Raw genomic sequence first — 26,447 nt, forward strand, 5'->3', positions numbered from 1 at the left:
GCGTTTGCGGGGCGTAATTGACTCACTTACACGAGACGATCTTGTTGTTTTTGGTATTGAGCCTTTATTTAAAGAAAATAAATCGTATAACAAGGGCAACTGCTATGGCCGCAATGATCAAAAGCAGGATTGTCAGTTGATGCTGCTTGCGTCGTTTACTTGACGAAACGAAGATTGATTTTCCCTGTTTTGGCGTTTCGAGATAGCGAGCCGAATGCGTCAAGGTTTGCTTGGGTCGAGGCCCTCTTTGTCGATGAGCGGCGGATGCTTTCATCGGCTCATCACTAGCTACGCTGTTTTTAGATAATGGTGCGTCTTTCAGATATACAGGGTCTCCCGAGGCGACGCCCATATGTTTGCGCCCCGTTTGCGCTTCTTCGAGTGTTTGATATCGGTTTCTTGTCACATATTTGGGCTCTGGGTCATTGATGGGCTCTTGCGAGATGTGGGGACGATGGAATCGAATCGGTTGCGGGCTGGATGCTTCGTCCTGCTCCGGCATAAACGTGTTGTCCTGTTTTTGATCGTCCATGATGCCCTTAGTTCGTCATCAATATCGTGTATGCGCCCATTGTAAGCCAGCCGTCTAGTTTTGATGGGATTGCATACATTATTTAAGCCTTCGTTCAAATTCCGTTTATTAGACAAAACCTTAGTCAACCAGACTTAGATATGCTTATATCAATAGACTCAAAAAACTTTATAGTCGATGTATATATAAGAAGCGGCTGGGCATATATAACAGCGTCAAAAGAAGTCCCAGTCACCTAGAAGATGGCTCGGCAGTCCTTACAAGGAGTGGTAAACATGGCAAGCATGGTTCCTTATCGTTCGGTTTTTGGCGTCCGTCCTTCTGCAAGTTCGCTGTTCGATTTGTTTGATGACATGACCGACCTGGCGAATAGCTCGATTGCCTCCAAGGCGTTCCCCGTTGACGTTGAGGACAAGGGCGATGGCTACGAGGTCAAGGCGTATCTGACCGGTGTCGCCAAGGATGACATCGACGTCGAGCTCAATGAGGGTCGCCTGTCGATCAGTGTGAACGTCGAGGAGAGCGCCGAAAACGAGGGCAAGAACTTCCTCCAGAAGGAGTTCGGCTCGTACAGCGCGACGCGCGGCGTGTATCTGAAGGACGCTTCGAGCGAGGGCCTTTCGGCTAAGTATGCTGACGGCATCCTGACCGTTACGGTTCCCAAGATTGTCGAGAAGAAGAACGTCACGAAGATTTCTATCGACTAACGATGGCTCTGCTTCAATCGAGAGTATGAATTAAGGGGGCTGGGAAGTGATTCCCAGCCCCCTTTTGTTGTCTTGAGTGGGCTATTGAATAGTTGTCGGTTGATACTGACTTGCAGGGCGTATCGAGAGCTTCCGTGGCCCTTGAAGACAGGTGGCTGAGCTGCCGAGTTCATCATCGAGACTCGCATCAAGCGCGTTGGCATAGCTTTTGACGGTAAGACTTGGACGATTATTGTCCTGGCTGATATGCATGGCGATGAGCTGTTCGGTGCGATCGGTAACAAGTTCGCGCGCGGCTTCGGCGGCCTGGTTGTTGGAGAGATGTCCCTTTGTGGACAGGATGCGCTCCTGAAGAAAGCGTGGGTACGGTCCTTCGCGCAACATAGTTACATCGTGGTTGCTTTCGAGCGCGAGAACTCGACAGTCTTTGAGGATGCCTATGGCCTTGCTCGACAACTCTCCGGTGTCGGTGGCAAACCCAATGGAATCATCGAGAGCATTGAATCGATAGCCGACAGGATTGATGACATCGTGCGATGTTGAGTAGGTTTGTACCTGGATGCCGGCAATGGGGAGCGTGTCGCCGGGGTCAAATTCCTCCACGGGCAGGTGCGCGAGGTTTTCTTTGCATGAAAGGGTGTCCCTACTGGCAAAGAGGGGACCATGCCAGTGCTTGCACCATACATCGAGCCCCTTGATATGGTCTCCATGCTCATGAGTGATTACAAGAGCGGCGACGTCGTCTGCCGAGAGGCCAAGCTCCGCCATGCGTTTAAGTGTCTCGCGGCGGGACAGGCCGTTATCGATCATGATGAGCCCCTGAGGCCCCTCGACGAGTGCGCAGTTGCCTTTTGAGCCGCTGCCGAGGATATGAAGGTGCAGGCGAGACATAAGATTCCAAAGGATACAATGGGTGCGGACGAATAGAGGAGGAAGCGAATGCCAACGGTATCTCAGCACTATGGACATCATGCCGCGTCGAGGACGGATAAGAACGTTCTGGCAACGCGGCAGACCGCTGCCCCCGTAGTGCTCATGGTATCAGGCGGTGCGGACTCGACGGCGCTGCTCCTTATGGCTTGCACATCAAAGCTGGATATCCAGGACGGGCGCGGCATCGCTTCCATTGCACGCGAGCGTTTGCACGTGCTGCATGTGAACCATCATCTGCGCGGGGAGGCATCCGATGGCGACGAGGCCTTTGTACGTGATTTGTGCGTGCAATACGGCTTGCCGCTGTGCGTTGAGCATGCCTATTTTGATGACGAATCGGGCAATATCGAGGCTGCGGCCCGCGAGGTGCGCTATGCCGCGGCACGGAGATATGTTCGCGAACTTTGTGCCGAATCGGGCGCACCGCGGACGGCGGCTCGTATCTGTACCGCGCATACCTCGTCGGACCGCGCGGAAACATTTTTGATGAATGCCATTAAAGGGTCGGGTCCCGCGGGTCTATCAAGCATTCCACGCCGTCGGAACATTGTGGTGCGCCCCTTGCTCGACCTCACGCATGATGAGCTCGTGAGCTATCTGCAGGTGCACGGTCAGCCATGGCGGGAAGATGAAAGCAACGAGGACGTTTCGTACCTGCGTAACTATGTGCGCCATCGGGTGATGCCGGTGGTGGCGCAGCGCAACACGAACGTCTGTAAGACGATTGGCGCCGCTTGCGAAATTCTGGGCGACGAAGACGCCTTTCTTTCCCAGCTTTCGGCACAGGCGTTTCGAAGCTGCCTGCGTAAGGAGGCGGCGGGCGCGCTGGTGCTCGATGCCAGGCGCCTTGCTGCGGCCGAGGTGGTAATCGCGCGGCGCATCGTGCGACTGGCGATTAAGCGCATCGATCCGGACGCTCGTCCAGAGATGCGACATGTGGAGCGAGTCCTTTCCTGCGTTGCCGAGGGCGCCGGCTCGGTCACGCTTCCGGCGGGGATTGACGCACGCATTGAGTTTGGCATGCTGGCGTTTAAGGCGCCGGCGGCTCGCGAGGGCCTGGTCGCGGACTGGATTACCATACCCGGCCGTTTGCCGCTGGGCGGGGGACGTATGCTGGTTGCAGAGCCGATGGCCGTTGAGCCGGGATGCGATATCGTGCGCCGCGCCCGTGAGCTTGCGGCTGCCGGGGAAGTGACAGCTTTGGTAGACGCGGCTGCCCTGGGTTTTGCCGACAGCGATAGTGAGCGGATCCTGGCGGGCTCGCGTGGCGAGATCCCTGCCGAGGCGCGATTGGCGCGCCTGTGGGTGGACGGTCCCGCACCGGGAGATGTGATGTGCCCGTTGGGGATGAACGGCCGAAGCAAGAAAGTGTCAGACCTGCTGAACGAGGCTCGTATTCCCGTTTCTGAGCGCGCAGGCGTTCCTGTGGTGAGAACGGCTCCGGGAGGTGCCGTGGTATGGGTCGCCGGAGTTCGCGCGGACGAGCGTTTTAAGTGCACGGCCGCAACGCGCGTGGCATATCTGCTCCGCGTGGTCGATGCGGAATAGCGTCCCACGCCAGCTATTCTGTGCGACGTTGACGGTATTCCCGCGCTGATGGTGCGCGGGCTGGAAAATATACCCCGTGCGCTGCTAGAATGTGTAGTTCGCGTCCATACGGCGGTGTGTGGGCGATAAGCACAAGAAAGGGTTGTCATGGCTTCTCAACATCCGGATATCGAGAAGGTTCTGTTTACGCAGGAGGATATCGACGGTATCGTCTCTCGCCTAGGCGAGCAGATTACGCGCGACTACGCGGGTAAGGATCTGGTGCTGATTGCGGTCCTGCGCGGCGCCGTGGTCTTTATGGGCGACCTGATGCGCAAGATCGAGCTGCCGACCAACATCGATTTCATGGCTGTTTCGAGCTATGGCGACGGTGTGAAGTCTTCGGGCATCGTGCGTATCATTAAAGACCTGGATATCGACATCCGCGGTCGCGACGTGCTGATCGTCGAGGACATTCTGGACTCGGGCCTGACCCTCAAGTATCTGATGAAGAACCTCGAGAGCCGCAAGCCCGCTTCGCTGGAGGTCGCTGCCTTCCTGTGGAAGGACGTTGAGGACCGCACCTCGGCCATCACGCCCAAGTATGTTGGAACCCATTGCCCCGATGCCTTTGTGGTGGGCTACGGCCTCGACTATGCCGAGCGCTATCGTAACCTGCCGTATCTGGGCATTTTGAAACCGGAGGTTTATTCGTAAGATGCCCGACGACCGTAACGACAACAATTCCCAGACTCCCCGGGACCCAAAGATCCCGGGGATGCCCGGAGGCAAGAAGCCCACGCGTACGGGCTGGCTGTATTTTATTTTGGCTTGCGCGCTTCTGGGCTACGCCTTCTTTAACATGGGCTCCGGCTTTGCCAATTCCAGCAATACCGTAAAGCTCGCGACGAGCGAGATGGTCAACGCCATCAAGCAGGATCGCGTCGAAGATTTGACCTATACGGTTCAAGACGGAAGCGTGGCGGGTCATTACTGGAAGACGAAGAAGGACAAGGGCGATACGAGCGAGCTCAAGAGCTTTTCCTCGACCTATGTCGGCTCCGATTCGCTTGCCGAGCTCATGGCGGAGCACCCCGATACCAAGTACATCGTCAACACCAATGACCCCGATTTTTGGGGCGACTTGGCGATGAGCGTGCTTCCGACGATCGTCCTGATCGCCATCATGTTCTACTTTATGCGCCAGATGATGGGCGCCAACAACAGGAACATGCAGTTCGGCAAGACCAACGCCAAGACCAACGAGGCCACGCGCCCCAAGGTCAAGTTCGAGGACGTTGCCGGCGTGGACGAGGCAGTCGAGGAGCTCGAGGAGATCCGTGACTTTTTGAGCGATCCGGACCGCTATCGCAAGCTGGGCGCCAAGATTCCGCGTGGCGTGTTGCTGGTTGGCCCTCCGGGTACCGGTAAGACCCTGCTGGCTAAGGCCGTTGCCGGCGAGGCGGGCGTGCCGTTTTTTAGCATCTCGGGTTCCGACTTTGTCGAGATGTTCGTGGGCGTTGGCGCCAGCCGCGTGCGCGACCTTTTTAAGGAGGCCAAGTCTCAGGCTCCGTCGATCATCTTTATTGACGAGATCGATGCCGTGGGACGTCAGCGCGGAGCCGGCTTGGGCGGCGGTCACGACGAGCGCGAGCAGACGCTCAACCAGCTGCTGGTCGAGATGGACGGTTTTGAGGAGAGCGAGTCGGTCATCCTGATCGCCGCGACCAACCGCCCCGATATTCTGGATCCGGCATTGCTGCGCCCCGGTCGTTTTGACCGTCAGGTTACGGTCGACCGTCCGGATGTGAAGGGCCGCGAGCAGATCTTGCGCGTGCATGCCGAGAACAAGCCGATGGACGAGGACGTAAAGTTTGAGAAGCTCGCCCAGATGACCGTTGGCTTCACCGGCGCCGATCTGGCAAATCTGCTCAACGAGTCTGCGCTGCTGGCTGCCCGCCGCCATCGTTCCGTGATCTCGATGGACGAGGTCGAGGAGTCGATGGAGCGCGTGATTGCCGGTCCGCAGCGCAAGGGTCGTGTGATGACCGAAGCCGAGCGCACCACGATTGCCTACCACGAGAGCGGTCACGCCCTGGTGGGCCACATCCTGGAGCATTCCGATCCGGTTCACAAGATCTCGATCGTCAGCCGCGGCCAGGCGCTGGGATACACACTGCAGCTTCCGCAGGAGGACCACTTCCTCAAGACCAAGAACGAGATGCTCGACGAGCTTGCCGTGTTCTTGGGCGGTCGCGTTGCCGAGGAGCTCATGTGCGACGACATCACGTCGGGCGCGAGCAACGATCTGGAGCGCGCGACCAAGATGGCGCGCGAGATGGTCACGCGTTTGGGCATGAGCGAGGAGCTTGGAACGCAGGTGTTTGGTGAGGCACAGCATCAGGTATTCCTGGGCCGCGATTATGCCGATCACCAGGATTACTCCGAGGAGACGGCGCGCCGCATCGATATTGAGGTTCAACGCATCATGCGCGAGGCCCATCGCCGTGCGGTCGAGATTTTGGATGCCCGCCGCGATCAGCTGGATCTGATGGCCAAGGTGCTGCTTGAGCGCGAGACCGTCGAAGGCGACGCCGTGAACGCCCTGCTCGACAATGAGTGGGATGCCTACCTTGAGCGCGAGGGTGATATCCTGGCGGCCAAGGAGGAGCGCAATGCCAAGGCGGCCGGCGAGCCGACCAAGAAGCGTGCGCCTCGTATGAGCGAGGAGGAGCTCGCGGCAGACGCCGCGGCATTTGCTCAGGCGGCTATGCAGGAAGATGCGGAAGCCGCATCCGATGATGCCGGCGATGACTGTGCCGTCAATGCCGGTGCCGATACCGACGACGACAAATAGTCTTTGTGGCGAAAGCCTCCGCGGGGAAACCTACGGAGGCTTTTTCTTTGTTGATTGGGGACAGACTTAAATGAGCGTTTTCACGCATTTAAGTCTGTCCCCAATCAACATTGCTGCGGCGCTTTGCCCGACTAAAGCGTACAATAGCGCCTATGCGAAAGGGGAACAGATGATCAACGAAACCATGTATGCTCGCGGTGCGGAGAGCTCCATCATCCGTGAGATTTTTAGCTATGGCCTTGAGCGCAAGGCGCAAATCGGCGCGGAAAACGTGTTCGATTTCTCGCTGGGCAACCCGAGCGTTCCTGCTCCCGCTGCCGTCGCGGAGTCCATCAAAAAGGCGCTTGAACTGCCGAGTGACCAGCTGCACGGTTATACGCCCGCTCCGGGCCTGCCGCAGTGCCGTACCGCCGTCGCCGACTCGCTCAACCGTCGCTTTGGCACGAGCTATGAAGGCAAGGACGTCTTTATGACGGTGGGTGCGGCGGCTTCGCTCACCTGCACGCTCAATGCCGTTACGAACCCGGGTGACGAGGTCATTGTTATCGCCCCGTACTTCCCGGAGTATCGCGTGTGGATTGAGAAGGCCGGCTGTACGTGTGTCGAGGCGCTCGCCGATGAAGATACGTTCCAGCTGAGCGTGGATAACGTGCTCAAGGCGATTACCGATAAGACCGCTGCCGTCATTATCGACTCACCCAACAATCCGACCGGTGCCGTATATACACGCGACACGCTGACGCGACTGGCCGATGTTTTGTGCGAGGTCAATGCCAAGCGCGATCCTGAGAACCCGATCATGCTTATCTCGGATGAGCCGTATCGCGAGATTGTCTATGGCGCCGAGGTACCTTGGGTGCCTTCGATCTACGAGCACACCATCGTGTGTTACTCGTATTCCAAGTCGCTTTCGCTACCGGGCGAGCGCGTCGGGTGGATCCTGGTTCCCAATACGAATCCTCAGGCAGCTCGTCTAATGCCCGCCGTTGCCGGTGCCGCCCGTACGCTGGGCTTCGTGTGCGCACCGGCGCTCTTCCAGCGCGTGATTATCGATTGCATCGATGAACCGAGTGACGTTGAGGCCTATGCGCGCAACCGCACCGCGCTTACCGATGCACTGGCGGAGTACGGCTACACCTATGTTGAGCCGGATGGCGCGTTCTACCTGTGGGTGAAAGCGCTGGAGCCCGATGCAAACGCCTTCTGCGAGCGCGCAAAGAAGTATGAGCTGCTCGCGGTGCCTTCGGATAGCTTTGGCATGCCGGGCTGGTTCCGCCTGGGCTACTGTGTGAGCTACGAGACTATCGTCAACTCACTGCCTGCCTGGAAGCAACTGGCCGACGAATATCGTTAAAAGTAAAGCGCTCTGCCTACAATGTTTTACGTGAAACGGGGTTTGGTGTTAAGCCGGACCCCGTTGTCATGGACGTTGTGTCTTTGGGATGGAGTGGTTTTACGACTATCGAAGGCTATGCGTACAATGAATATAAGCGACGGCCGTGCCAGATAAGGAGACCTGATGCCCTACCTGCTTTCTTGTGACATTCATACCCATACGATGTTCTCTGCGCATGCATATTCGACCATTGAGGAGAATGTGTACTGGGCGGCAGAGCGTGGCCTGCAGGTGCTCGGATCTGCCGACCATCTGAGCTCTATGGTTACGGCTTGCCCCAATGACCTGCGCAGTTATCAGTTCTTTATCAACCAGGATATCTGGCCGCGCATTTGGAGCGGCGTGCTGGTGCTGCGTGGTGCCGAGGCCGATATCGTTTCGCTGGACGGAAGCCTGTTTGGCGAGGACACTCCTGTCACACTCGATATCGCCGGCGATTCGTACAGCCGTCAGCATTCACTGTTCGATTTGGTTACGCGTAATTTGGATTATTTGGTTGCAAGCGTGCATAATCCGCAGATTGCTGAGGGCGCGACGCTGGCCCAGACGACCGAGATGTATATCAATGCCTTGGAACACCCCAAGGTGTTCATGCTGGGCCACGCGGGTCGCTCGGGCGTGCCGTTCGATATCGACGAGGTGCTGTTGGCAGCTAAGGCCAAGCACAAGATTATCGAGATCAACAACCATAGTCTTGAACACGGTGTCGACACTGAGCATTGGGCCGTATGCCGCAAGATCGCCGAGCGCTGCGCTGAGCTGGGCGTGGGCATTGGCGTTTCGACCGATGCGCACATTGGCATGGCAATTGGTAGGCTCGATTACGCTCGCAAGATGCTCGACGAGATTCACTTCCCGTTGGATCTGATCGTGACGCGCGATCGCGAGACGCTGCTGCGCGAGATGGCGGCAGCCGGCGTGTGCGACCTGCGCAAGGGGATGTAGCGGAATTTATAAACCAAGCGAAGGGGGCGGCCCAGACGGGTCGCCCCCTTTCTTGTCCCAAAAATCTACTGAGGTTGGTTAGCGGCGTTCGAGGACCGCTACGGTTTCGGTGTGGTCGGTGTGAGGGAACATGTCGACGGGCGTGATCTTGAGCAGGCGATAGCCTCCGTCGAGGAGCTGATGCAGGTCGCGCTCTTGAGTCACGGGGTTGCAGCTGATATAGGTGATGCGGCGCGGCTTAAGTGCGCAGGCAGCTTCGAGGAACTTGGGCGTGGAGCCGGCGCGCGGCGGGTCGATGGAAAGAACGTCGACGCGTTCGTTGTTGTCGGCGGCATCCAGGATGTAATCGGTCGCATCGTCGGCCATAAACCAGGCGCTGCGGGTGAGGCCGTTGAGCTCGGCATTGCGGCGTGCGTCGGCAACGCCCGCCGGGTTGCGCTCCACGCCGAGCAGCATAATGCCGACGCCTCTGTCCTGGGCATCCTTCGCGGCGCACAGACCGATGGTGCCGCTGCCGCAGTAAGCGTCCATAAGAATGTCGCCCTGCTGCGGGTCCATGCCGTCAATCGCGAGCTGATAGAGCAGCTCGGTCTGCTGCGGATTGGTCTGATAGAACGCGGTAGGGGAGATATCGAATTCGCAACCGAGTAGCTGGTCGCGCATGCATTCGGCGCCATAGACGATACGGGTCTCCTCGCCCAAGATGGCATTTCCAGGGCGTCCGTTGATGTTCTGAGCGACGGTGACGATATGCGGATCAAGCGCCGCGACGGCTTCAAAGAACTCCTGCGCATGCGGCAGGTCGCGCTGAGCGGTCACGAGCGTAACCATGACCTGGTCGGTACGCCAGCCGCAGCGAACGACGGCATAGCGAAGCAGCCCCAGATGCTTGTCTTCGTTAAAGGCGGGAATGTGCAGACGTTCGGCCTCGCGAGCGATGCCGTTGAGAATCTGACGAGCGCCCGGCGCCTCGACAGGACACTCGGGTACGGCAACGATCTTGTGCGTGCCGCGCTCAAAGAAGCCGCAGCGGACAGCACCCTCCTTACCAGGAGCAAACGGAGTGGCAGCCTTATGACGAAAACCACGCGGCGCAGGATACTTGCCCGGGTCGCCCAAGGTGACGCCCATACCGCGAATGGGGTCGACGCTAATACCCTCGCGCTCGCAAAGAGCAGCAAAAAGCTCCTCCATAGCAGCCTGCTTAGCTGCCAACTGCTTTTTATAAGGACGATTGAGCGCCGTGCACCCACCGCAAGCTTTCATGATGGAACAAGGAGACTTGGGGTCCACAGCCTTACGCGCAGACGAAACCGAATCATTATGCGGGCGCTTGGAACGAGTCCGAGGCGCTTTGTCCCCGCCTCGGCGAGAGTCAGAACGCTTGGTCTTAGCCCTGTTCTTGGTCGATTTGCTTTTTGCAGCTTTAGAAGACTTGGATTTCGTAGAAGATTTCTCCTTCTTCGATCCCTCAGCCGCCTCCACCAAAGCACGACGAGCCCTACGTTCCGCACGAGATTCTGCCATCAATAACTCCACTAATTCATGAATTAAAGCTGCAAGTATTGTACCGTGCCAAGCCAGCAGACGATATACAAGCGGTTTAATCGTGTCAGCGATAAGTCCAACGACGTTTGCCCGGCGTGGGCGGGGAGCGGCGCGTAATTAAGTTTATCGCGAGTTCCGCACGCAAAGGAAAGCACTTAATGTGCTTTCCGTCTTGCGCAGGACTGTAGAGCAGGAAACTTAATTACGCGCCGCTCCCCGCCCACGCCGGGCAAACCCTCCCTTGTACTCTATCAAGGTAAAGTGTATGATTCTGAACGTTACATGACTCACTTTACCTAACTAAAGTGCCATCGAGGGGGAATACCATGAATACCGATATGTCTCGCCGTCAGTTTGTTGGTCTAGCTGGTTCGCTTGCCACGGTGCTTGGCCTTGGTCTTGTCGGCTGCGGCGGTGGTGCCGGCAAGGGCTCCGCTGCTGGTTCTGCCGCGGCCAAGGATGTGAAGGGCGCTGCGGAGTCCAAGAAGCTCGTGGTGGGCTTTGATAAGTCCTATCCTCCGTATGGCTTTGTGGGCGACGACGGCGAGTACACTGGTTTTGACCTCGACCTTGCCAAGGCCGTTGCCGACAAGCAGGGCTGGGAGGTCAAGTACGAGGCCATCGACTGGGACGCCAAGGATACGCTGCTTAACTCGGGCGCCATCAACTGCATCTGGAACGGCTTTACCATGGAGGGTCGCGAGGACGACTACACGTTCTCCGAGCCGTACATGCTCAACGAGCAGGTGCTCGTGGTCAAGAAGGACGCGGGTATCAAGAGCTGGGACGATCTTGCCGGCAAGACGGTGATTACCCAGACTGATTCCGCTGCGCAGGACGTGCTCGAGGGTGACCAGAAGGATCTGGCGGCGACGTTTGCCACGCTCGATACCATCGGCGAGTACAACACGGCCTTTATGCAGCTCGAGAGCGGTGCGGTCGATGCCGTGGCGTGCGACCTTTCGATTGCCCAGTATCAGCTTGCCGCCAAGCCCGATGCCTATACGCAGCTCGACAAGCCGCTGTCCAGCGAGCACTACGCCGTTGGCTTTAAGAAGGGCGACACCAAGTCTGCCGATGCCGTGACCGAGTCGCTCAAGGCACTCTACGAGGATGGCACGGTCAAGGACCTGTGCGACAAGTATTCAAGCTATGGTCTATCTTTCGATAATTGGGTGCTCAAGTAATGTCTATTCAGGTCATGATGCAGATGCTTGGCCAGGGATTCTTGGTCAGCTTGCAGCTGTTTGTGCTGACGCTGCTCGGGTCGATTCCGCTGGGAATCCCCGTGGCGTTCATGCGCATGAGCAAAATTGCGCCGCTTCGCTGGATCGCGCGCATCTATATTTCGGTGATGCGCGGCACGCCGCTCATGCTACAGATGTTTGCCATCTACTTTGCCCCGTACTACGTGTTCGGCATCTCGCTCACACCCGATTCCAAATGGACGGCGTGCGTTGTGGCATTCATCATCAACTACGCCGGCTACTTTGCCGAGATCTATCGCTCGGGCCTGCAGTCGATTCCGCGTGGTCAATATGAGGCCGCCGAGGTGTTGGGCTACTCGCGTCTGCAGACGTTTTTGTACATTGTGATGCCGCAGGTCGCCAAGCGTATTCTGCCGGCGATGGGCAACGAGATCATCACGCTGGTCAAGGACACGTCGCTGGCGTTTGCCATTGGCGTGGGTGAGATGTTCTCGACCGCCAAGGCGCTGGTTGCCTCGCAGGTGAGCATGGTGCCGTTTGCGATCGCGGCGTTGATCTACTGGGTCTTTAACTTCGTCGTCGAGATGCTGCTGGGCGCTGCCGAAAAGAAGCTGGACTATTATCATGACTAGATCGTTCCGCCGTTCTAACGAACGGCGGACTGCTCGACGCTGCGCGCGTGTCTGACGGCCAATCTGCTTCTCAAGCCGTCGCTTGCGTACAGAAGTACGCGGCGCTCCTCTTTCGAAGCACATTGTCTCGTCATCCACACGCTCGCTGACTTCTCAAACACATGGAGGTTCCCGTGTCCGGAACGGTAATGAATATATCGAACGCGCGTAAGGCGTTTGGCGGCAATGAGGTGCTCAAGGATATCTCACTCGAGGTCAAGCGCGGTGAGGTCGTGGCGATTATCGGACCTTCGGGCGGCGGTAAGTCCACGCTGCTGCGCTGCGCCACGCTGCTCGAGACACTCGACGGAGGCTCGCTCTCGTTTGGCGACCTTGCCGTTGCGACGGATGCGGGTTCGGGCGCGGTCTATGCGAAGGGCGATGTGCCCAAGCAGGCGCGCTCGCGATTCGGCCTGGTGTTCCAAAATTACAACCTGTTCCCGCACTATACGGTGATGAAAAACATCACCGATGCGCCGATTCGCGTGCTTAAGCGTCCGCGCGAGCAGGCGGAAGCACGTGCGCGTGAGCTGATCGCGCAGATGGGGCTTACGGGAAACGAGAACAAGGTGCCATGCGAGCTTTCGGGCGGTCAGCAACAGCGTGTGAGTATTGCCCGCGCCCTGGCGCTCGATCCGGAAATCTTATTCTTTGACGAGCCGACTTCGGCGCTCGATCCCGAGCTAACGGCCGAGGTGCTGCGTGTCATTAAGGACCTGGCGGCGCAGAATATGACGATGGTAATCGTGACCCACGCGATGCAGTTTGCGCGCGATGTTGCCGACCGCGTGGTCTTTATGGACGGCGGCCGTATTGTCGAGGAGGGTCCTGCCGAGCAGGTCATAGACCATCCTCGCGAGCAGCGTACCCGCGAGTTCTTGAGCCGTATCGAGGGGTAGGCTCAGCTATTTACTCAACTTTTAATTGAGGCGAAGTCGCCGCAGGTCTTATGGCCTGCGGCGACATTTTATTTGCATCGGCGGGGTCCAATAATCGCCTCGCATGCGTTCTCCTTCCTCTCGCCGCTTGTATTCATACGTGCGCCGAAAGGTATGCATGGACAGTCGCCCGTGAGGGTAGGGTGGTGGCATAGGACATTTGGAGGGTGAGTCGGCTCGGCTGCCGACCATGCTGCTCCCGGGATGGCACCGACCGCGAACTCTCCCCGTTGGCGTCGCGCATTGCGCGCGGCCCTGCAAGGAGGTCATCATGGGTGCTCCCAAGACCGGTAACGTAAGGAACGTGGTGCTCGTAGGCCAAGGCGGGGTGGGCAAGACTTCACTCGCCGAGGCCATGCTCCACCTTTCCGGTAAGACCGCCCGTCTGGGCGGCCACGACGGCACCAAGCCTACGCTCGACTATGACCCCGAAGAGGTCAAGCGTGCATTTTCCATTTCGACGACCATTGCGCCGATCGACTGGAAGGGTGCGCGCATCAACGTGCTCGATGCCCCGTGCTACCCCGATTTTATCGGCGACGCCTTTGCCGCGATGAGCGTCTGCGAGACGGCTCTGTTTGTGGTCGACGCCGAGGCCGGTCCGCAGCCTACGACGGTTAAGCTTTGGTACGCCGCCGAGGACCTGCGTCTGGCGCGTGCGGTGTTCGTAAACCGCCTGTCGCGCTCCGAGGCCAGCTTTGCGACCACCATGGACCTGCTGCAGGAGCGCTTTGGTACGCGCCTGGGCGCCGTGACCCTTCCCTGGGGCGAGGGCGAGGACTTTGACGGCATCATCGACCTGGTGCGCATGAAGGCGCGCCATTGCAACGGCGCCGAAGCCGTTGAGTCGGAGATCCCCGAGGAGTATCGTACCCAGGCCGAGGAGGCCCATGACCATCTGTGCGAGCTGGTGGCCGAGGCTGACGACGAACTGATGATGAAATACCTGGAAGGCGAGGAGACGCTGACGCAGGAGGAGCTTGAAGGCCTGCTGTCTAAGGCGATCGCCGAGCGCATCTTTGTGCCGGTCTTTGCGGGCGATTGCATTAAGGAGCAGGGCGTCAATTCGCTGATGGACGACATCGCCACGTACTTCCCGGCGCCGACCGACTACGGCGAGATGCCGCTCATCGACGGTGATTCGCTTAAGATTTCGAGTGACGATGACCGTCCGGTGGCGTTTGTGTTTAAGACGCTGGCCGATCCGCAGCAGGGCCGCATCAGCTTTATCAAGGTGCTGACGGGCACGCTTGAGCCGGGTCTTGAGTTGGTCAACGCGCGTACCCGCAAGAGCGATCGTTTGGCTCACCTGTATGTGATGTGCGGCCGCGATATGACCGAGGTTGGCCATGCCTATGCCGGCGACATCATCGTGGCGCCCAAGCTGGCTGCCGAGACGGGCGATACGCTCTCCATTACCGGTAAGGTCGAGGCGGCGGCGTTTAAGTTTCCCAACTCGCAGTACCGCATTGCCATCGAGGCCGAGAATCGCGGCGACGAAGAGAAGCTCTACACGTTTATCGAGAAGGCCTGCAAGGCAGACCCGACCATGAGCATCGACCGCGACGAGGAGACTGGCCAGACCATTATCTCCGCCGTTGGTGAGGCGCAGGTTTCGGTGCTGCTCAACCGTCTGGAGGACCGCACCAAGGTTGCGGCAAAGAGCGTGCCGATCCGCATTCCGTATCGCGAGACCATCCGCCGCACGGCGAGTGCCCAGGGCCGCCACAAGAAGCAGACTGGCGGTGCCGGTCAGTATGGCGACTGCTGGCTGCGCGTGGAGCCGCTCATTGGGCCCGACGGCACGAGCGACGGCTATGAGTTTGTTGACGAGGTCGTGGGTGGTCGCATCCCGCGCTCGCTCATCCCCGCCGTGGACAAGGGCGTCCAGGAGACCATGAAGGACGGTATTATTGCCGGTTACCCGCTTACGGGCATTCGCGTGGCTGTGTACGACGGTTCGTATCACAGCGTCGACTCCAACGAGATGGCGTTCCGCGCGGCGGCTCGCATCGGCCTGCGCAAGGCGTGCGCCGATGCCGACCCGGTGGTGCTGGAGCCCATCGAGGAAATCACGGTGACTATCCCCGAGAGCTACGCCGGCGCCGTGATGGGCGACATCTCGGCATCGCGCGGTCGCGTGACGGGCATGGAGACCGATGAGCGCGGCGATACCGTGGTCATTGCCCAGGCGCCGCTGGCCGAGCTGACGGATTACTCGACGCGTCTGCGCTCTATCACGCGCGGCACGGGCGACTTTACCATGAAGCCCGCCGGCTACGAGCAGGTTCCCTATGACGTTCAGGCCAAGCTGGTCGAGCGCTATGAGGAGGGTCGCGCCAAGTAGCGTGTGGCGTTGCCTGTAACATACGTGCCGATGCAAGGGCCGCTCTGCGTAATCCGGGGCGGCCCTTTTTGATCCCTGGGGGGCGGAGGAAAACGGATCATTTTAGGTTTTGGGGCAGCTTGGTCGGCGCTAGTCTCCGGATGCCTGGTTGCGGCCGGTGGCGTAGTCGATCTGCACGTGCGGCTGCAGGTTGTAGCAGTACACATGGAAGCATAGGGTCTTGCCGTGGTCCTCGACCGATTGCGCCTCAAGTCGCACGCCACGGCAGACAAGTTCCTCTTCGTTGTACATGGGCGTGACGCGGTAGAGCACATGGTTGCCTGTGTCGTGGATGTAGTCGAGGATCTGCTCTTCAAACGGCAGCATGCCCGTTTCGTTGAGATAGCGCGTGCCGGTGAGGAGATTCTTGCGATTGGCGTTTTCGCCGCAGAGCGACCAGGCGATGAGGTGGCAACGGTTGTAGAGGCTTTGACCCGGAATAAAGTCGTAGCGCTGCTGGTGCCATCCGGCGGGGTGGATACGCGAGATATCCCCGCGCTTGCCTTGACCGAGCGACTCGGGACCCACACAGGCGAGCGCTTTGCGGGTGCGGCCCAAGCTGTCGAGCTTAGAGAACTTCTTAAAGCAGCCCTCTTCGGTAGCGCGCTCGTATTCATCGAGCGTGAACGACGGCGTGCCGAGCGGGTGCGTGCTGTCGGCGCGAAGGGCAACGTAGGGGTTGCCGGCGTAGTCGGGAATGCTGCTGAGGTATACGCCGCGGGCGCGGTTAAGATCGGGGTTTTCGACCTCGTCGATGGGGGTGGCGGCGCCATCTTCGGAGGCACCGTCGCCGGTGCCGGTCGCGGCGGAATCGGAGCCAACGCCAGAGTCCTGGCTGTTTTGGGAGTCCGAGGAGCTCGCCGTTCCCGATTCGAGGCGGGCGACCAGGTCCGCCTCGTCGTCGGTGCGGCTGGGGCTCTCGTTTTGCTTTTCGGCAAGAGTTGCCGCCTGCTCATCACTTTGCGGGGACAGCAGCTTGGGTGCCCCGTCGAGCGATCCCGTAAACAGCGCAAACCCCAGCACCACGGCGGTGCCGATGGAAAGTACTTGCTTGTAGGAGGATTTGCGCGGCATTGAGGCTCCTGGATGGACGGTTCGGAATCTACCAGTCTAGCAGGAGCCGGCTGAGGCCGCTCCGCCGAACAAATACTCAAGATTTGGGACAAATGCCGCCGGTTCATTTGCCTCATATGGAGCTGCGGCGGTTGTGAATGTGGGGCTATTCGGCGTTTCCCCAGATAAAACCTGCCAAAATAAACCTGTCCCTTTTTGGAAGATGGCAATTTATGTGGTTCAGGTTGAGCATACGCGAGCGAGCAGGTTCCGGGTGCGGCAAGGTGACGTGAAACAAGCGGGCGCTGACCTTTTGGTCGCGCCCGTGCAGTTGAACGTCAGATTGCCGCACCCGGAACCTGCGCAGCGCCGAGCGGTTACGCCGTTTGTAAAACGGCGTAACCTAAAGATTCATGTTGCCGTGAATGTAGGGGGTGACCTCGGGGGAGATATGGTCGCAGCCCAGCTCGCGCAGCGCGGACTCGATAGCGGCGGGCAGCGGGGTCTTGCCCTTGTCGTCGACGGCGGCACCGCCGAGGGCGGCAATCTTGGCAACATCTGCGGGTGCGGCCTCGATATGCATGCAGCCGCCGACCAAGCGCGCGCGTACCTGTGCCAGATCAAGATCGTGCAGGTAATCCTCGCAGGCGCGAATCAGGGAGACCTTCTCGCGCGTAAGCTCCTCGCCCGTGGGGACGCGCGTGGCAAGACAGGCTCCCGCCGGCAGGCTCCAAACGGGATAGCCCCATGTGCGCAGCAGCTCGCGCTCTTCGTCCTTGGTAAAGCCGACCTCCATAAGCGGCGAGCGCACACCGAGCTCTTCTGCCGCACGCATGCCGGGGCGGTAGTCACCGCGATCGCTTGCATTGCTGCCATCGATGACGGTGGGAAAGCCGAGCGACTTGGCGTGGTTGACGATGGCGGTAAAGCCGGCGTGCTTGCAGTGGTAGCAGCGATTGGCATCGTTGCAGGCTACTTGGGGGAGCTGCAGCTGATCGACCGAAAGATTGAGCACGGGGAGCTTAAAATGCGCCCCTTCATTGGCTTGTCCATCAACGGACCGCTCAAACGAAGCCTGTTCGGGCGTGCCGATGAGCGGCGTGGTGAGATGGACGAGGAGGGTATTGGTAGGCATGATGCGGGCGCATACGGCGGCCAAAAAGCTGCTGTCAACGCCGCCGGAAAACCCGATAGCCACGCGCCCGTATGCCAAAAGCAGCTGCTCGAGCGCCGATAGCTTGTCTTGAAGCTCCTCTGCGGGTGCCGCGGTGTCTAAAATCATGAAACGTTCCTTATCGTTGAGTACTCGATCGAAAACTATAATCCTAATGCGTTACTTGCCATAAGACTTCTATCTGTGTAACGAAAGTGCAATATGGTATATACGTTATATACAAGTTGCCAAATGCGGTAGAGTTGCAGCAACGCGACAGCGAGAGTCGATGGGGGACCGATATGATCAAGGCTGTTATTTTTGACATGGATGGAACGCTGGTTGATACCGAGCGCCTGGGGATTAGGGCCTGGAAGGCAGGCGCCGCCGAACTGGGGCTCGCGATTGATGATGCGCTGATCCATCAGTTTATCGGTCGCACGCTACCCGATGTCATGGACATCCTCGATAAGCATTACGGAAGCCACGAAACCACCGAGGCGGTCTATGTCCGCCACAAGGAGATTCGCGACGAGATGGTCAAGACCGAGCTGGAGCTTAAGGCCGGCGCCGCCGAGTGCCTAGACGAGCTGCTGGCTGCGGGCTATCACGTGGGTCTAGCGACGTCGTCGCGCCTCGTTACGGCCGAGCGCAACCTTAAGATGGTCGGTCTTTTTGACAAGTTTGAAACGGTAACGTGTGGCGAGGACGTCGTGCACGGCAAGCCCGACCCCGAGATGTATCTGCTCGCCTGCGAGCGCGCGGGCTTTGCTCCCGAGGAATGTGCCGTGGTCGAGGATTCGCGCAACGGCTGCGTCTCGGGCATTACGGCCGGATGTCATGTCTTTGCCGTTCCCGATATCGTGCCGCTGCCGCAGGACGTGGTGGATGGCTGCGAGGCCGTGCTCGATACGCTGTTCGATCTGGCGGCGGCGGTCAAGGCCGTGCGCTAGACAATTGCGGCGTTGAAACGAGCAATTGCTCACGTTTGCGCTTAAACAAAAGGGGTCCGGCAATGGTCGGGCCTCTTTTGCTTGAGCGGCGACTTAGCATACTTGCGGTCGTGCTATAGATACGCACCGAGGTTGATGGCCGTGGCGTCGGTCTGGCTGCTTGCCTGGGTGCTGGCGCGTTCCAGCAGGAACGGACGTACCAGTTCTTGGCGGTTGATATCCTCGGCGGCGGTGACTGCGGTGACGGTGCGCGCTGCAGAGCCGACGCGGATATGCTTGGTCTTTGCCGGGGCCTTGTTCTCGATTTGCTCCATCAGCAGTTGGACACCCTTGCGGCCAATCTCGTAGCCCGGGGGCGCTACCGTAGTGAGCGGGACCGATCCGCTCCAAGCGAGCGGGTTGCCATCGCAACCTGCTACGCGTACTTGCCCGGGTACAGAGATGCCCTTGTCGACCAGCGCCGAGATAACGCCCGAGGCCAACACGTCGGTCAGGCCGACGACAAAATCGGGGCGTTCGTTCGCGGGGCGCTCGGCGATCTGGGTGCCGATGCCGTAGCCGTCGGCGGCGGTATTCCATTCGCCGGCGTCGATGACTTCGATCTTGATATCGGGGTGTAGGGCGAGCGCCTTATGAATGCCAAGGACGCGCAGGGTGAGTTGCATAAATGCTGCTCTACCCACAACGGTGATGTGGCGTGCACCGCGGGCGATGGCGAGTTCGGCAATGATGCGCCCCTGGGCCTCGTTATCGGCCGCTACGTAGTAGCCGGGCTCGGAGCAATGGATGTCCAGGTGGACGATCGGCACGGGCATCTTGGCCATGGCGGGGTGCCAATCGGGGGATGCCATGGGCTGAACCATGACGCCGGACATTTGGGTGCCCATAAAGTAACGCAGGTAATGGTCCTGGAGAATGCCGTCGTTATCGGCGTTGGCGATGAGCAGGTCGTAGCCGTGCTTACGGGCCTCGTTGTGGGCGCCGCTGGCGATTTGGAGCGAAAAGCCGTGATCGAGACGGGGGAGCACCAGGCCAAAAGACTTGGTGGCGCCGCCCGCGAGCTGACGAGCGCTTTGGTTGGGCAGGTAGCCAAGGCGATTGATGGTCTCGTTGATGAGCTTGAGGGTCTCGGGGCGTAGCTTTTCGGGGTGGTTGAGCGCGTTGGAAACCGTGCCCAGCGAAACCCCGGCCTCGCGCGCGACGTCGCTGATTTTTACCTTTGCCATAGCGGCCCCTTTGATGCGTTTCAAGTACAAGCCAGATTGTAGCATCCCAAACCTACCAAAAAGGGATAGGTTTATTTTGGCAGGTTTTATCTGGGGAAACGCTGTTGCCAACGCGACCACTACGAAGGGGGCAGGCACCTTTGTGGTGGTTTGGACCGGCTGGACGTGTGTGCATCGGGTGGTATCTAAGTTGAGATACCACATCTGGTATATCAGCTTGCGCCTGCGTGAGTACAATACTCGAACGTTATGCGTCTCAGCGCCCTTTGTGCGTGGACGTCTTGCAGTCACGCGAACGAAGGGATTTATCTTATGTGCGGAATCGTCGGCTACACCGGCTCTGATATTGCAAAGAACATCCTGGTCACGGGCCTCAAGCGTATGGAGTATCGCGGCTATGACTCCTCGGGCGTCGCGCTCGAGGTGGGCGAGGGCGCCGCGGCGCACCTCGACGTCATCCGCCGCGTGGGCAAGGTCGCGGGCCTAGAGAGCGAGCTTTCCAACATCGACAGCGACGCTACCTGCGGTATCGGCCACACCCGTTGGGCCACCCACGGCAAGCCCTCCGTCGTTAACGCTCACCCCCACACCAGCTGCGACGGTCGTATCGCCATCGTCCACAACGGCATCATCGAGAACTTCGCCGAGCTGCGCGAAGAGCTGGAGGGCCGCGGCCATCACTTTAAGAGCGAGACCGATACCGAGGTCTTCGCGCATCTGATCGAAGAGGCTTATGTCGAGACGCACGACCTGATGGCCTCCGTGCGCGAGGCTTGCACCCACGTGGTCGGTGCCTATGGTCTGGCCGCCGTGTGCGCTGACGAGCCCGGCGTGATCGCCGTGGCCCGCAAGGATTCCCCGATCGTAGTCGGCGTGGGCGAAACCGGTTCCTATGTTGCTTCCGATGTCATCGCGCTCATCGACGCCACCCGCGATGTCGTGGTGCTCGAGGACGGTCAGTTTGCCAAGCTCACGCCCGCAGGCGTCGAGTACACCGACGAGGCTGGCAACGTTATCGAGCCCAAGGTCACCCACATCGACTGGGACCTGGACATGGCAGAAAAGGGCGGTTATCCCGACTTTATGCTCAAGGAAATCCACGAGCAGCCGCGCGTCGTGCGCGACACGCTGGTCGGTCGTATGACGCCGGCCGGCGAGCTTGACATCGACGAACTGGGCCTTTCGCTCGAGGAGCTCAACGATATCGATCGCGTCTACGTGATCGCCTGCGGCACCAGCTACCATGCTGGACTCATTGCTAAGAATCTCATTGAGGGCTGGGCTCGCATCCCCACCGAGGTTGAGGCGGCCAGCGAGTTCCGCTATCGCAATCCCATCATCACGCCGACGACGCTTGTCGTGGCCGTGTCCCAGTCGGGCGAGACGGCCGACACCCTTGCCGCCATTCGCGACGCGCGCATCAAGGGCGCCAAGGTCTTCGGCATCACCAACGTGGTGGGCAGCCCCGTGGCGCGTGAGAGCGACGGCGTCATCTACACCAAGGCCAACAAGGAGATCGCGGTCGCCTCGACCAAGAGCTTCATCGGCCAGGTCGTGAGCCTTACGCTGCTGGCTTTGCTGTTGGCGCAGGTTAAGTACCGTCTGACCACAAAGCAGGCGCGCATGCTGTTCCGCGAGCTTTCCGATACGGCCGAGCAGATCCAGTGGATTTTGGATACCCAGACCGAGGCCGTTCATGAGGCCGCCCTGCTGTGCAAGGACGCGCAGTCGGCGCTGTTCGTGGGCCGCGGCATGGGTGCCGCTATTTCCTACGAGGGCGCGCTCAAGCTCAAAGAGGTCAGCTACTTGCACGCCGAGGCCTACGCCGCCGGCGAGATGAAGCACGGCCCCATTGCCCTGATTGACCCGGGTTTCCCTGTCATCGCTGTGGCCACCAAGAGTGCCACCTACGACAAGACCGTGTCGAACCTTATGGAGTGCAAGGCGCGCGGCGCCAAGGTCATCGTCGTTGCCACCGAGGGCGACGAGGAGATCAACAAGATCGCCGACTGCATCATCCGCGTGCCGGTAGTCCGCGACGTGTTCAGCCCCATCACGGCGAGCGTCCCGCTGCAGTTGCTCGCTCGCGAGGTGGCCATCCTGCGAGGTTGCGACGTCGACCAGCCCCGTAACCTGGCCAAGAGCGTCACGGTAGAGTAGTTGGTTCCGCCGTTCTAGCGACTAAGGCCCGGCTCCGCATCAAGACGGAGCCGAGCCTTTTTTGCATTTGACCAGATAAAACCTGCCAAAATGAACCTGTCCCTTTTTGGCAGGTTAGCGGAGCTTGCTGGTCTCGAAGTACTCGGGGAACTGGTCCAGAACCTCGGTTTGGTTGCGGAACATCATGTGCAGGTGCTTGCTGACCAAAAAGCTCGCTTCGATGGGGTCGCGACCGGCGATAGCGCGGCGAATCTGCTTGTGCTCGTTCACGATGTCCTGATTGTCGAGAACTTGCGTGGCGGCGCGCAGCCAGCGGAAGCGCTCCAGGTCGGCATTGGTCTCTTCGAGCCACGACCACACGGTGCTGCGACATGCGATGCTAAAAATCATGTGATGCATGAGGTTGTCGCTCAAAAAGAAGCCGATGCGATCCTCTTCGGCCATGGCCTTTTCCTGCAGCACGATGGCGCGGTCGAGCTGCTCGATGCCGGCCGACGTGGCGCGCGCACAGCACTCCACAATCACCTGCTTTTCCAGATGCTCGCGGATGTAACAAGCACTCTCGGCAAGGGTGAGGTTGATGGGTGAGACGTAGGTGCCGCTTTGGGGCACGGTGCGCACCAGGCCTTCCTGCGCCAAGCGAACCAAAGCCTCGCGCACGGGCGTGCGCCCCATATCCAGGTCGTCGCAAAGTTGCTTGACGCCCAGCTTTTCGCCCGGCTTGTAGTCCAGGTAGACGATTTTGCGTCGAATGGTGCGGTAGGACTGGTCCTGTAGGCTCGTTTCCTGCTCGCCGACGTGCATCGATTCTTCCATAGCGCCTCGCAACTGTTCTATCAAACTCATATGTCAGTTGTTAATTATGCCGCGAATCAGCTCTCCGCGGTGGGTAATTCGGCTGTCGTCCGAGAACTATTGCGGCATCTTAGTCTGTGTTTGCGCAAGGCTGCGCTCAATGTTGCCGTATCATAAGCCGTCGCAAACGTGAAAGAGAAAGAAGGAATCCCATATGCACCTGGCAAATATCGTACGCGAGCGCTGGAAGGGTGTCTTGTTCTGCCTGATCATCGCTATCCCCGCAACGCTGCTCGGCAAACAGATTGAGGTGGTCGGTGGGCCGGTATTCGCCATCCTCTTTGGCATGGTCCTGGCGCTTGTCTTTCCCAAGAATCGTCGCGAACAGCTCGCCGCCGGTGTTACCTATACGTCCAAAAAAGTTTTGCAGTACGCGGTTATCCTGCTTGGCTTTGGCATGAACCTCTCCCAGATTCTGTCCAAGGGCGCCCAGTCGCTGCCGATTATCGTGGCGACGATCTCGACCTCGCTTGTCATCGCCTTTGTGCTCTGCCGCGTCATGAACGTGCCGGGCAAGATCGCGACGCTTGTGGGCGTGGGCTCGTCGATTTGCGGCGGTTCTGCCATCGCCGCGACCGCACCCGTCATCGATGCCGACGATCGCGAGATCGCCCAGGCCATTTCGGTCATCTTCCTGTTTAACGTTATCGCGGCGCTCGTGTTTCCAACGCTCGGCGGCATGCTCGGACTGACCAACGAGGGCTTTGGCCTGTTTGCCGGCACCGCCATCAACGACACCTCGTCAGTAACGGCTGCGGCGAGCGCTTGGGACAGCATGCATCCCGGCGCCAATGTGCTCGAGAGCGCCACGGTGGTTAAGCTCACTAGGACGCTGGCCATTATTCCCATCACGTTGGTCCTCGCATGCTGGCAGATGCATCTGGCGCGCAAGGCCGGCGGCGACGCCAAAAGCACGTTCTCGCTTAAACGCGCGTTTCCCATGTTTGTGCTGTTCTTTGTGCTGGCGAGCGTAATCACCACGGTGCTTCAGCTTCCCGTGTCCATCACGGCGCCCATCAAGGAGCTGTCGAAGTTCTTTATCGTGATGGCCATGGCGGCTATTGGCTTTAATACCGATATCGTCGAGCTGGTCAAAAAGGGCGGCAAGCCCATCGCGCTGGGCTTTTGCTGCTGGATTGGCATTGCGTGCATGAGTCTGGGAATGCAGCACGTGCTGGGAATCTGGTAGAGGAGTAGCTTATTTGCGTGCTGGTTGCTGGTGGGCGCAAGCCTGCGGTGGAGCGATAGGAGCTCTTGCGGGTATGGCTTGTCCGCAGGTTTATAAGTCCCGAAGAGCTCTTATCGCCCCGCCAGGATGGCGATGCGGGGCAACACCTATACTCGCAGGATGTCGCTTTCTGCCCTATAGTGTTTGGTGAACAATATCGTTCAATTTTGAAACACTCGGTCGTGCGACCGTCGGCGGTTGCACGACGCCGCGGACAGGGGCAAATCATGGATAGCGATGCCAAGCTGAACATCTTGACCGAGGCCCTGGCTGCTGCCGGGGCCTCGGCATTGGCAATCGATGCGCATGGGGACGTCGCGATCTCGACCATGAATGACGCGGCGCTTGAGCGGGATGTGGCGGCTTTTGTTGCCGAACGCCTCGACCGTATAGGAGACGGCGCGCGTCTTGTTATGGGGCGTGCGGGTACGCGCCTGAGCCTGACTGTTCGCCCCGCCGACAAAGAGGGCGGGGGCCTTTGGGTCGTCGTGGTCCGCGAGGTGCGCGGCGCCGCGGCACATGCGGGCATCGAGTGGCTCAATGCCGACGAAGTTGAGGCCCGCTACGAATCGAGCGCGTACGGCATCGTTGAGGGGGCAGCTTCGGTGGCTGCGCCGGTCGCCGAGAGCTATGCGCGCGGTGTGCCCCTCATGCTCGAGGGCGAGCTGGGAGCGGGTCAGGTCGAGATTGCCATGCGTCTCTATCTGGACGGTCCTTTTGTCGACCAGCCCTTTGTTGCCGTTGCGCTCGATGAGCTTACCGAGCGCGGTTGGCGCCACGTGCTCAAAAGCGCCGAATCGCCGCTGTTCCAAACGGGGCTGACCCTTTGCATTGCGGGCTGGAATGCGGTTGGCCCCCAGCGCCTTCGCGAGCTCGTTTCCACGATGGCCGACACCGCGTTGGCGACGCGCTGCCATGTGGTGCTGACGGCGAATGACATGCCGGGTGGCAGCGAAAGTGATCAAGCCGCCTTTGTGACCGAGCGCTTCGCCTGTGCGGTGAGCGTGGCGCCGGCAATCGCCGAGCAGGGAGCCGCGTCGACGAAGGTTGCGCGCTATTTGGAATATCTCGCTGATGCATTTGGGACGGCAACGCCCACGCTGTCTGCCGCGGCGACGAAGGCGCTCGATGCTTACCGCTGGCCGCGCAATTATCTGCAGCTCCGCGAGGTCTCGGAACGACTGTATATATTGGTGGGGGCGGGCACGGTGGATCGCGCTGTGGCGGAGGAAGTGCTCGCCCAAGAGGACGTGATTAAGACCGCAACCTTTGGCGCCCCGACACTCGAAAGCGACCTGTATATCCTGCGACCGTTGATCGATACCGAGCGAGATATCGCGCATCTGGTTGTAGACCATCTCCATGGCAACCGAACCCGTGCGGCGGAGGTGCTGGGCATAAGCCGAACAACGCTGTGGCGCTTGCTGAAGGACGATGACCGTTGAGCGAGGCGCCCGTGACCGCGCGCGACGCGTGTGCTACAGTCCAAAGCGTTATTGTTTCGATTTGGTTACGGCGTGCGGGGGCGTATGGCTGAGACTACAAAACCGAGCCGCAGAAGGCGGAGTGCCGCGCCGGTCAACCGACGCACGACATCGGTGACGTGGGGCAAACACGCCTCGGGGTTTGATGGCTCGTTCAAGCGCACTAAATACGGCTATCCTTCGGCAAGCGCTCGCTTGGCCATGCAGGCAGAGTCCTCGTTGTGGGGCCGCAAACGCGTGGTGGGCTCAAAGCTCAAGCACGACGGAACGCTCGGTTACATCAGCCGCGGGGCGGCTCGTCGCAGCGGACTCAATCCGGCTGGTTGGCATCGTTATGTTCCGATCGTGGCCGTCGTTGCAGTGATCGTCATCGCACTCGCTGCGCTTGGCTACGCCGGCGGCGGCGCCAACTTGGACGCAGTGTTTAAATCGCCCGAGCTTGCGCATGCAGGCACAGAAGTTGTCGAGGGCGCTCAGACCCAGACGGGCGTCGCGCCCCAACGCGGTATCGTTGCGGCAGCCTCCACCATCGTCGACGCTCAAAAGGACGAGGGTGAACAGGGCGACGGCGCCGAAACGACCCACACGAACGAAACGACGACAACTCCATCGGCAAGATAAGTTGCGAGCGGGACAGCAAATTTGGGATTGGGCCTTTTAGCTACTCAAGTGCCAGATGTCACCAGT

General features: G+C 59.5%; 22 protein-coding genes. 15 read left to right on the top strand and 7 right to left on the bottom strand.

Annotated features, from left to right (window positions below; all coding sequences use genetic code 11):
* Positions 1–64: 64 nt before the first annotated feature.
* Positions 65–532 carry a hypothetical protein gene (locus ACEG18_RS08940; RefSeq protein WP_372542394.1) on the bottom strand — a complete coding sequence of 156 codons (468 nt, stop codon included), beginning with the start codon at positions 530–532 and terminating at the stop codon, positions 65–67.
* 275 nt (positions 533–807) lie between these two features.
* On the opposite strand from ACEG18_RS08940, the gene ACEG18_RS08945 reads away from it, so the two are divergent.
* Positions 808–1,239, top strand: coding sequence for an Hsp20/alpha crystallin family protein (locus tag ACEG18_RS08945; protein WP_099432389.1), 432 nt, complete (start codon positions 808–810; stop codon positions 1,237–1,239).
* 81 nt (positions 1,240–1,320) lie between these two features.
* Here ACEG18_RS08945 and ACEG18_RS08950 read toward each other — a convergent pair whose 3' ends face one another.
* The gene (locus ACEG18_RS08950) at positions 1,321–2,130 is read right to left on the bottom strand and encodes an MBL fold metallo-hydrolase (RefSeq protein ID WP_372542395.1); all 810 of its coding nucleotides are present in this window, start codon (positions 2,128–2,130) and stop codon (positions 1,321–1,323) included.
* Positions 2,131–2,178: 48 nt separating this feature from the next.
* Between ACEG18_RS08950 and tilS the strand changes: the two genes are divergently transcribed.
* The 5 genes from tilS to ACEG18_RS08975 all read left to right on the top strand — a co-directional run bounded on the left by tilS (position 2,179) and on the right by ACEG18_RS08975 (position 8,897).
* A complete protein-coding gene (tilS, locus tag ACEG18_RS08955; protein ID WP_372542397.1) occupies positions 2,179–3,720 on the top strand; it encodes a tRNA lysidine(34) synthetase TilS in 1,542 nt (513 codons plus the stop codon).
* Positions 3,721–3,867: 147 nt separating this feature from the next.
* Entirely contained in the window at positions 3,868–4,416 is a 549-nt protein-coding gene (gene hpt, locus ACEG18_RS08960) for a hypoxanthine phosphoribosyltransferase (RefSeq protein ID WP_117774133.1), read from the top strand.
* Positions 4,417–4,477: 61 nt separating this feature from the next.
* Positions 4,478–6,556: an ATP-dependent zinc metalloprotease FtsH gene (gene ftsH / locus ACEG18_RS08965; protein ID WP_372542399.1), complete on the top strand. Its 2,079-nt coding sequence runs from the start codon at positions 4,478–4,480 to the stop codon at positions 6,554–6,556.
* A gap of 169 nt (positions 6,557–6,725) precedes the next feature.
* Positions 6,726–7,910 carry a pyridoxal phosphate-dependent aminotransferase gene (locus ACEG18_RS08970; protein ID WP_372542401.1) on the top strand — a complete coding sequence of 395 codons (1,185 nt, stop codon included), beginning with the start codon at positions 6,726–6,728 and terminating at the stop codon, positions 7,908–7,910.
* 165 nt (positions 7,911–8,075) lie between these two features.
* Entirely contained in the window at positions 8,076–8,897 is an 822-nt protein-coding gene (locus ACEG18_RS08975; RefSeq protein WP_372542403.1) for a phosphatase, read from the top strand.
* Positions 8,898–8,975: 78 nt separating this feature from the next.
* Here ACEG18_RS08975 and rlmD read toward each other — a convergent pair whose 3' ends face one another.
* Positions 8,976–10,190, bottom strand: a complete 1,215-nt coding sequence (gene rlmD, locus ACEG18_RS08980) for a 23S rRNA (uracil(1939)-C(5))-methyltransferase RlmD (RefSeq protein WP_372542405.1) — start codon at positions 10,188–10,190, stop codon at positions 8,976–8,978.
* Between the two features lie 581 nt (positions 10,191–10,771).
* Here rlmD and ACEG18_RS08985 point away from each other — a divergent pair.
* The 4 genes from ACEG18_RS08985 (at position 10,772) to ACEG18_RS09000 (ending at position 15,609) form a co-directional block, all read left to right on the top strand.
* Positions 10,772–11,632: a transporter substrate-binding domain-containing protein gene (locus ACEG18_RS08985; RefSeq protein ID WP_117877165.1), complete on the top strand. Its 861-nt coding sequence runs from the start codon at positions 10,772–10,774 to the stop codon at positions 11,630–11,632.
* On the top strand, positions 11,632–12,285 hold the full coding sequence (locus ACEG18_RS08990) for an amino acid ABC transporter permease (RefSeq protein WP_099432382.1): 654 nt from the start codon (positions 11,632–11,634) through the stop codon (positions 12,283–12,285). Before ACEG18_RS08985 ends, ACEG18_RS08990 begins: the two co-directional genes overlap by 1 nt.
* 173 nt (positions 12,286–12,458) lie before the next feature.
* Positions 12,459–13,223, top strand: coding sequence for an amino acid ABC transporter ATP-binding protein (locus ACEG18_RS08995; protein ID WP_443803743.1), 765 nt, complete (start codon positions 12,459–12,461; stop codon positions 13,221–13,223).
* A gap of 310 nt (positions 13,224–13,533) precedes the next feature.
* Positions 13,534–15,609, top strand: coding sequence for an elongation factor G (locus tag ACEG18_RS09000; protein ID WP_372542407.1), 2,076 nt, complete (start codon positions 13,534–13,536; stop codon positions 15,607–15,609).
* A gap of 129 nt (positions 15,610–15,738) precedes the next feature.
* Here the strand turns inward: ACEG18_RS09000 and ACEG18_RS09005 are convergent, their stop codons facing one another.
* Complete coding sequence (locus ACEG18_RS09005; protein ID WP_372542409.1) at positions 15,739–16,722, bottom strand: DNA/RNA non-specific endonuclease; 984 nt, start codon at positions 16,720–16,722, stop codon at positions 15,739–15,741.
* Positions 16,723–17,104: 382 nt separating this feature from the next.
* Positions 17,105–17,983, bottom strand: coding sequence for an ATP-dependent sacrificial sulfur transferase LarE (gene larE, locus ACEG18_RS09010; protein ID WP_372542410.1), 879 nt, complete (start codon positions 17,981–17,983; stop codon positions 17,105–17,107).
* Positions 17,984–18,156: 173 nt separating this feature from the next.
* Here larE and ACEG18_RS09015 point away from each other — a divergent pair, with 173 nt between their 5' ends.
* The gene (locus ACEG18_RS09015) at positions 18,157–18,807 is read left to right on the top strand and encodes an HAD family hydrolase (RefSeq protein WP_372542411.1); all 651 of its coding nucleotides are present in this window, start codon (positions 18,157–18,159) and stop codon (positions 18,805–18,807) included.
* Positions 18,808–18,920: 113 nt separating this feature from the next.
* Here the strand turns inward: ACEG18_RS09015 and ACEG18_RS09020 are convergent, their stop codons facing one another.
* Complete coding sequence (locus tag ACEG18_RS09020) at positions 18,921–20,033, bottom strand: LacI family DNA-binding transcriptional regulator (RefSeq protein WP_372542413.1); 1,113 nt, start codon at positions 20,031–20,033, stop codon at positions 18,921–18,923.
* A gap of 312 nt (positions 20,034–20,345) precedes the next feature.
* On the opposite strand from ACEG18_RS09020, the gene glmS reads away from it, so the two are divergent.
* Positions 20,346–22,193 (top strand): glutamine--fructose-6-phosphate transaminase (isomerizing), encoded by a 1,848-nt coding sequence (glmS, locus tag ACEG18_RS09025; protein ID WP_372542414.1) that lies wholly within the window; start codon positions 20,346–20,348, stop codon positions 22,191–22,193.
* Between the two features lie 114 nt (positions 22,194–22,307).
* Here glmS and ACEG18_RS09030 read toward each other — a convergent pair whose 3' ends face one another.
* On the bottom strand, positions 22,308–23,009 hold the full coding sequence (locus ACEG18_RS09030) for a GntR family transcriptional regulator (protein WP_372542415.1): 702 nt from the start codon (positions 23,007–23,009) through the stop codon (positions 22,308–22,310).
* A 193-nt stretch (positions 23,010–23,202) separates the two neighbouring features.
* Between ACEG18_RS09030 and ACEG18_RS09035 the strand changes: the two genes are divergently transcribed.
* From ACEG18_RS09035 to ACEG18_RS09045, 3 genes are all read left to right on the top strand, one after another.
* A complete protein-coding gene (locus ACEG18_RS09035) occupies positions 23,203–24,237 on the top strand; it encodes a YeiH family protein (protein ID WP_372542417.1) in 1,035 nt (344 codons plus the stop codon).
* A 266-nt stretch (positions 24,238–24,503) separates the two neighbouring features.
* Positions 24,504–25,721 carry a helix-turn-helix domain-containing protein gene (locus ACEG18_RS09040; protein ID WP_372542419.1) on the top strand — a complete coding sequence of 406 codons (1,218 nt, stop codon included), beginning with the start codon at positions 24,504–24,506 and terminating at the stop codon, positions 25,719–25,721.
* 84 nt (positions 25,722–25,805) lie between these two features.
* The gene (locus ACEG18_RS09045) at positions 25,806–26,381 is read left to right on the top strand and encodes a hypothetical protein (protein WP_372542421.1); all 576 of its coding nucleotides are present in this window, start codon (positions 25,806–25,808) and stop codon (positions 26,379–26,381) included.
* Positions 26,382–26,447: the final 66 nt, after the last annotated feature.

Source organism: Collinsella aerofaciens, from assembly GCF_041537385.1.
Lineage (GTDB): Bacteria > Actinomycetota > Coriobacteriia > Coriobacteriales > Coriobacteriaceae > Collinsella > Collinsella aerofaciens_BV.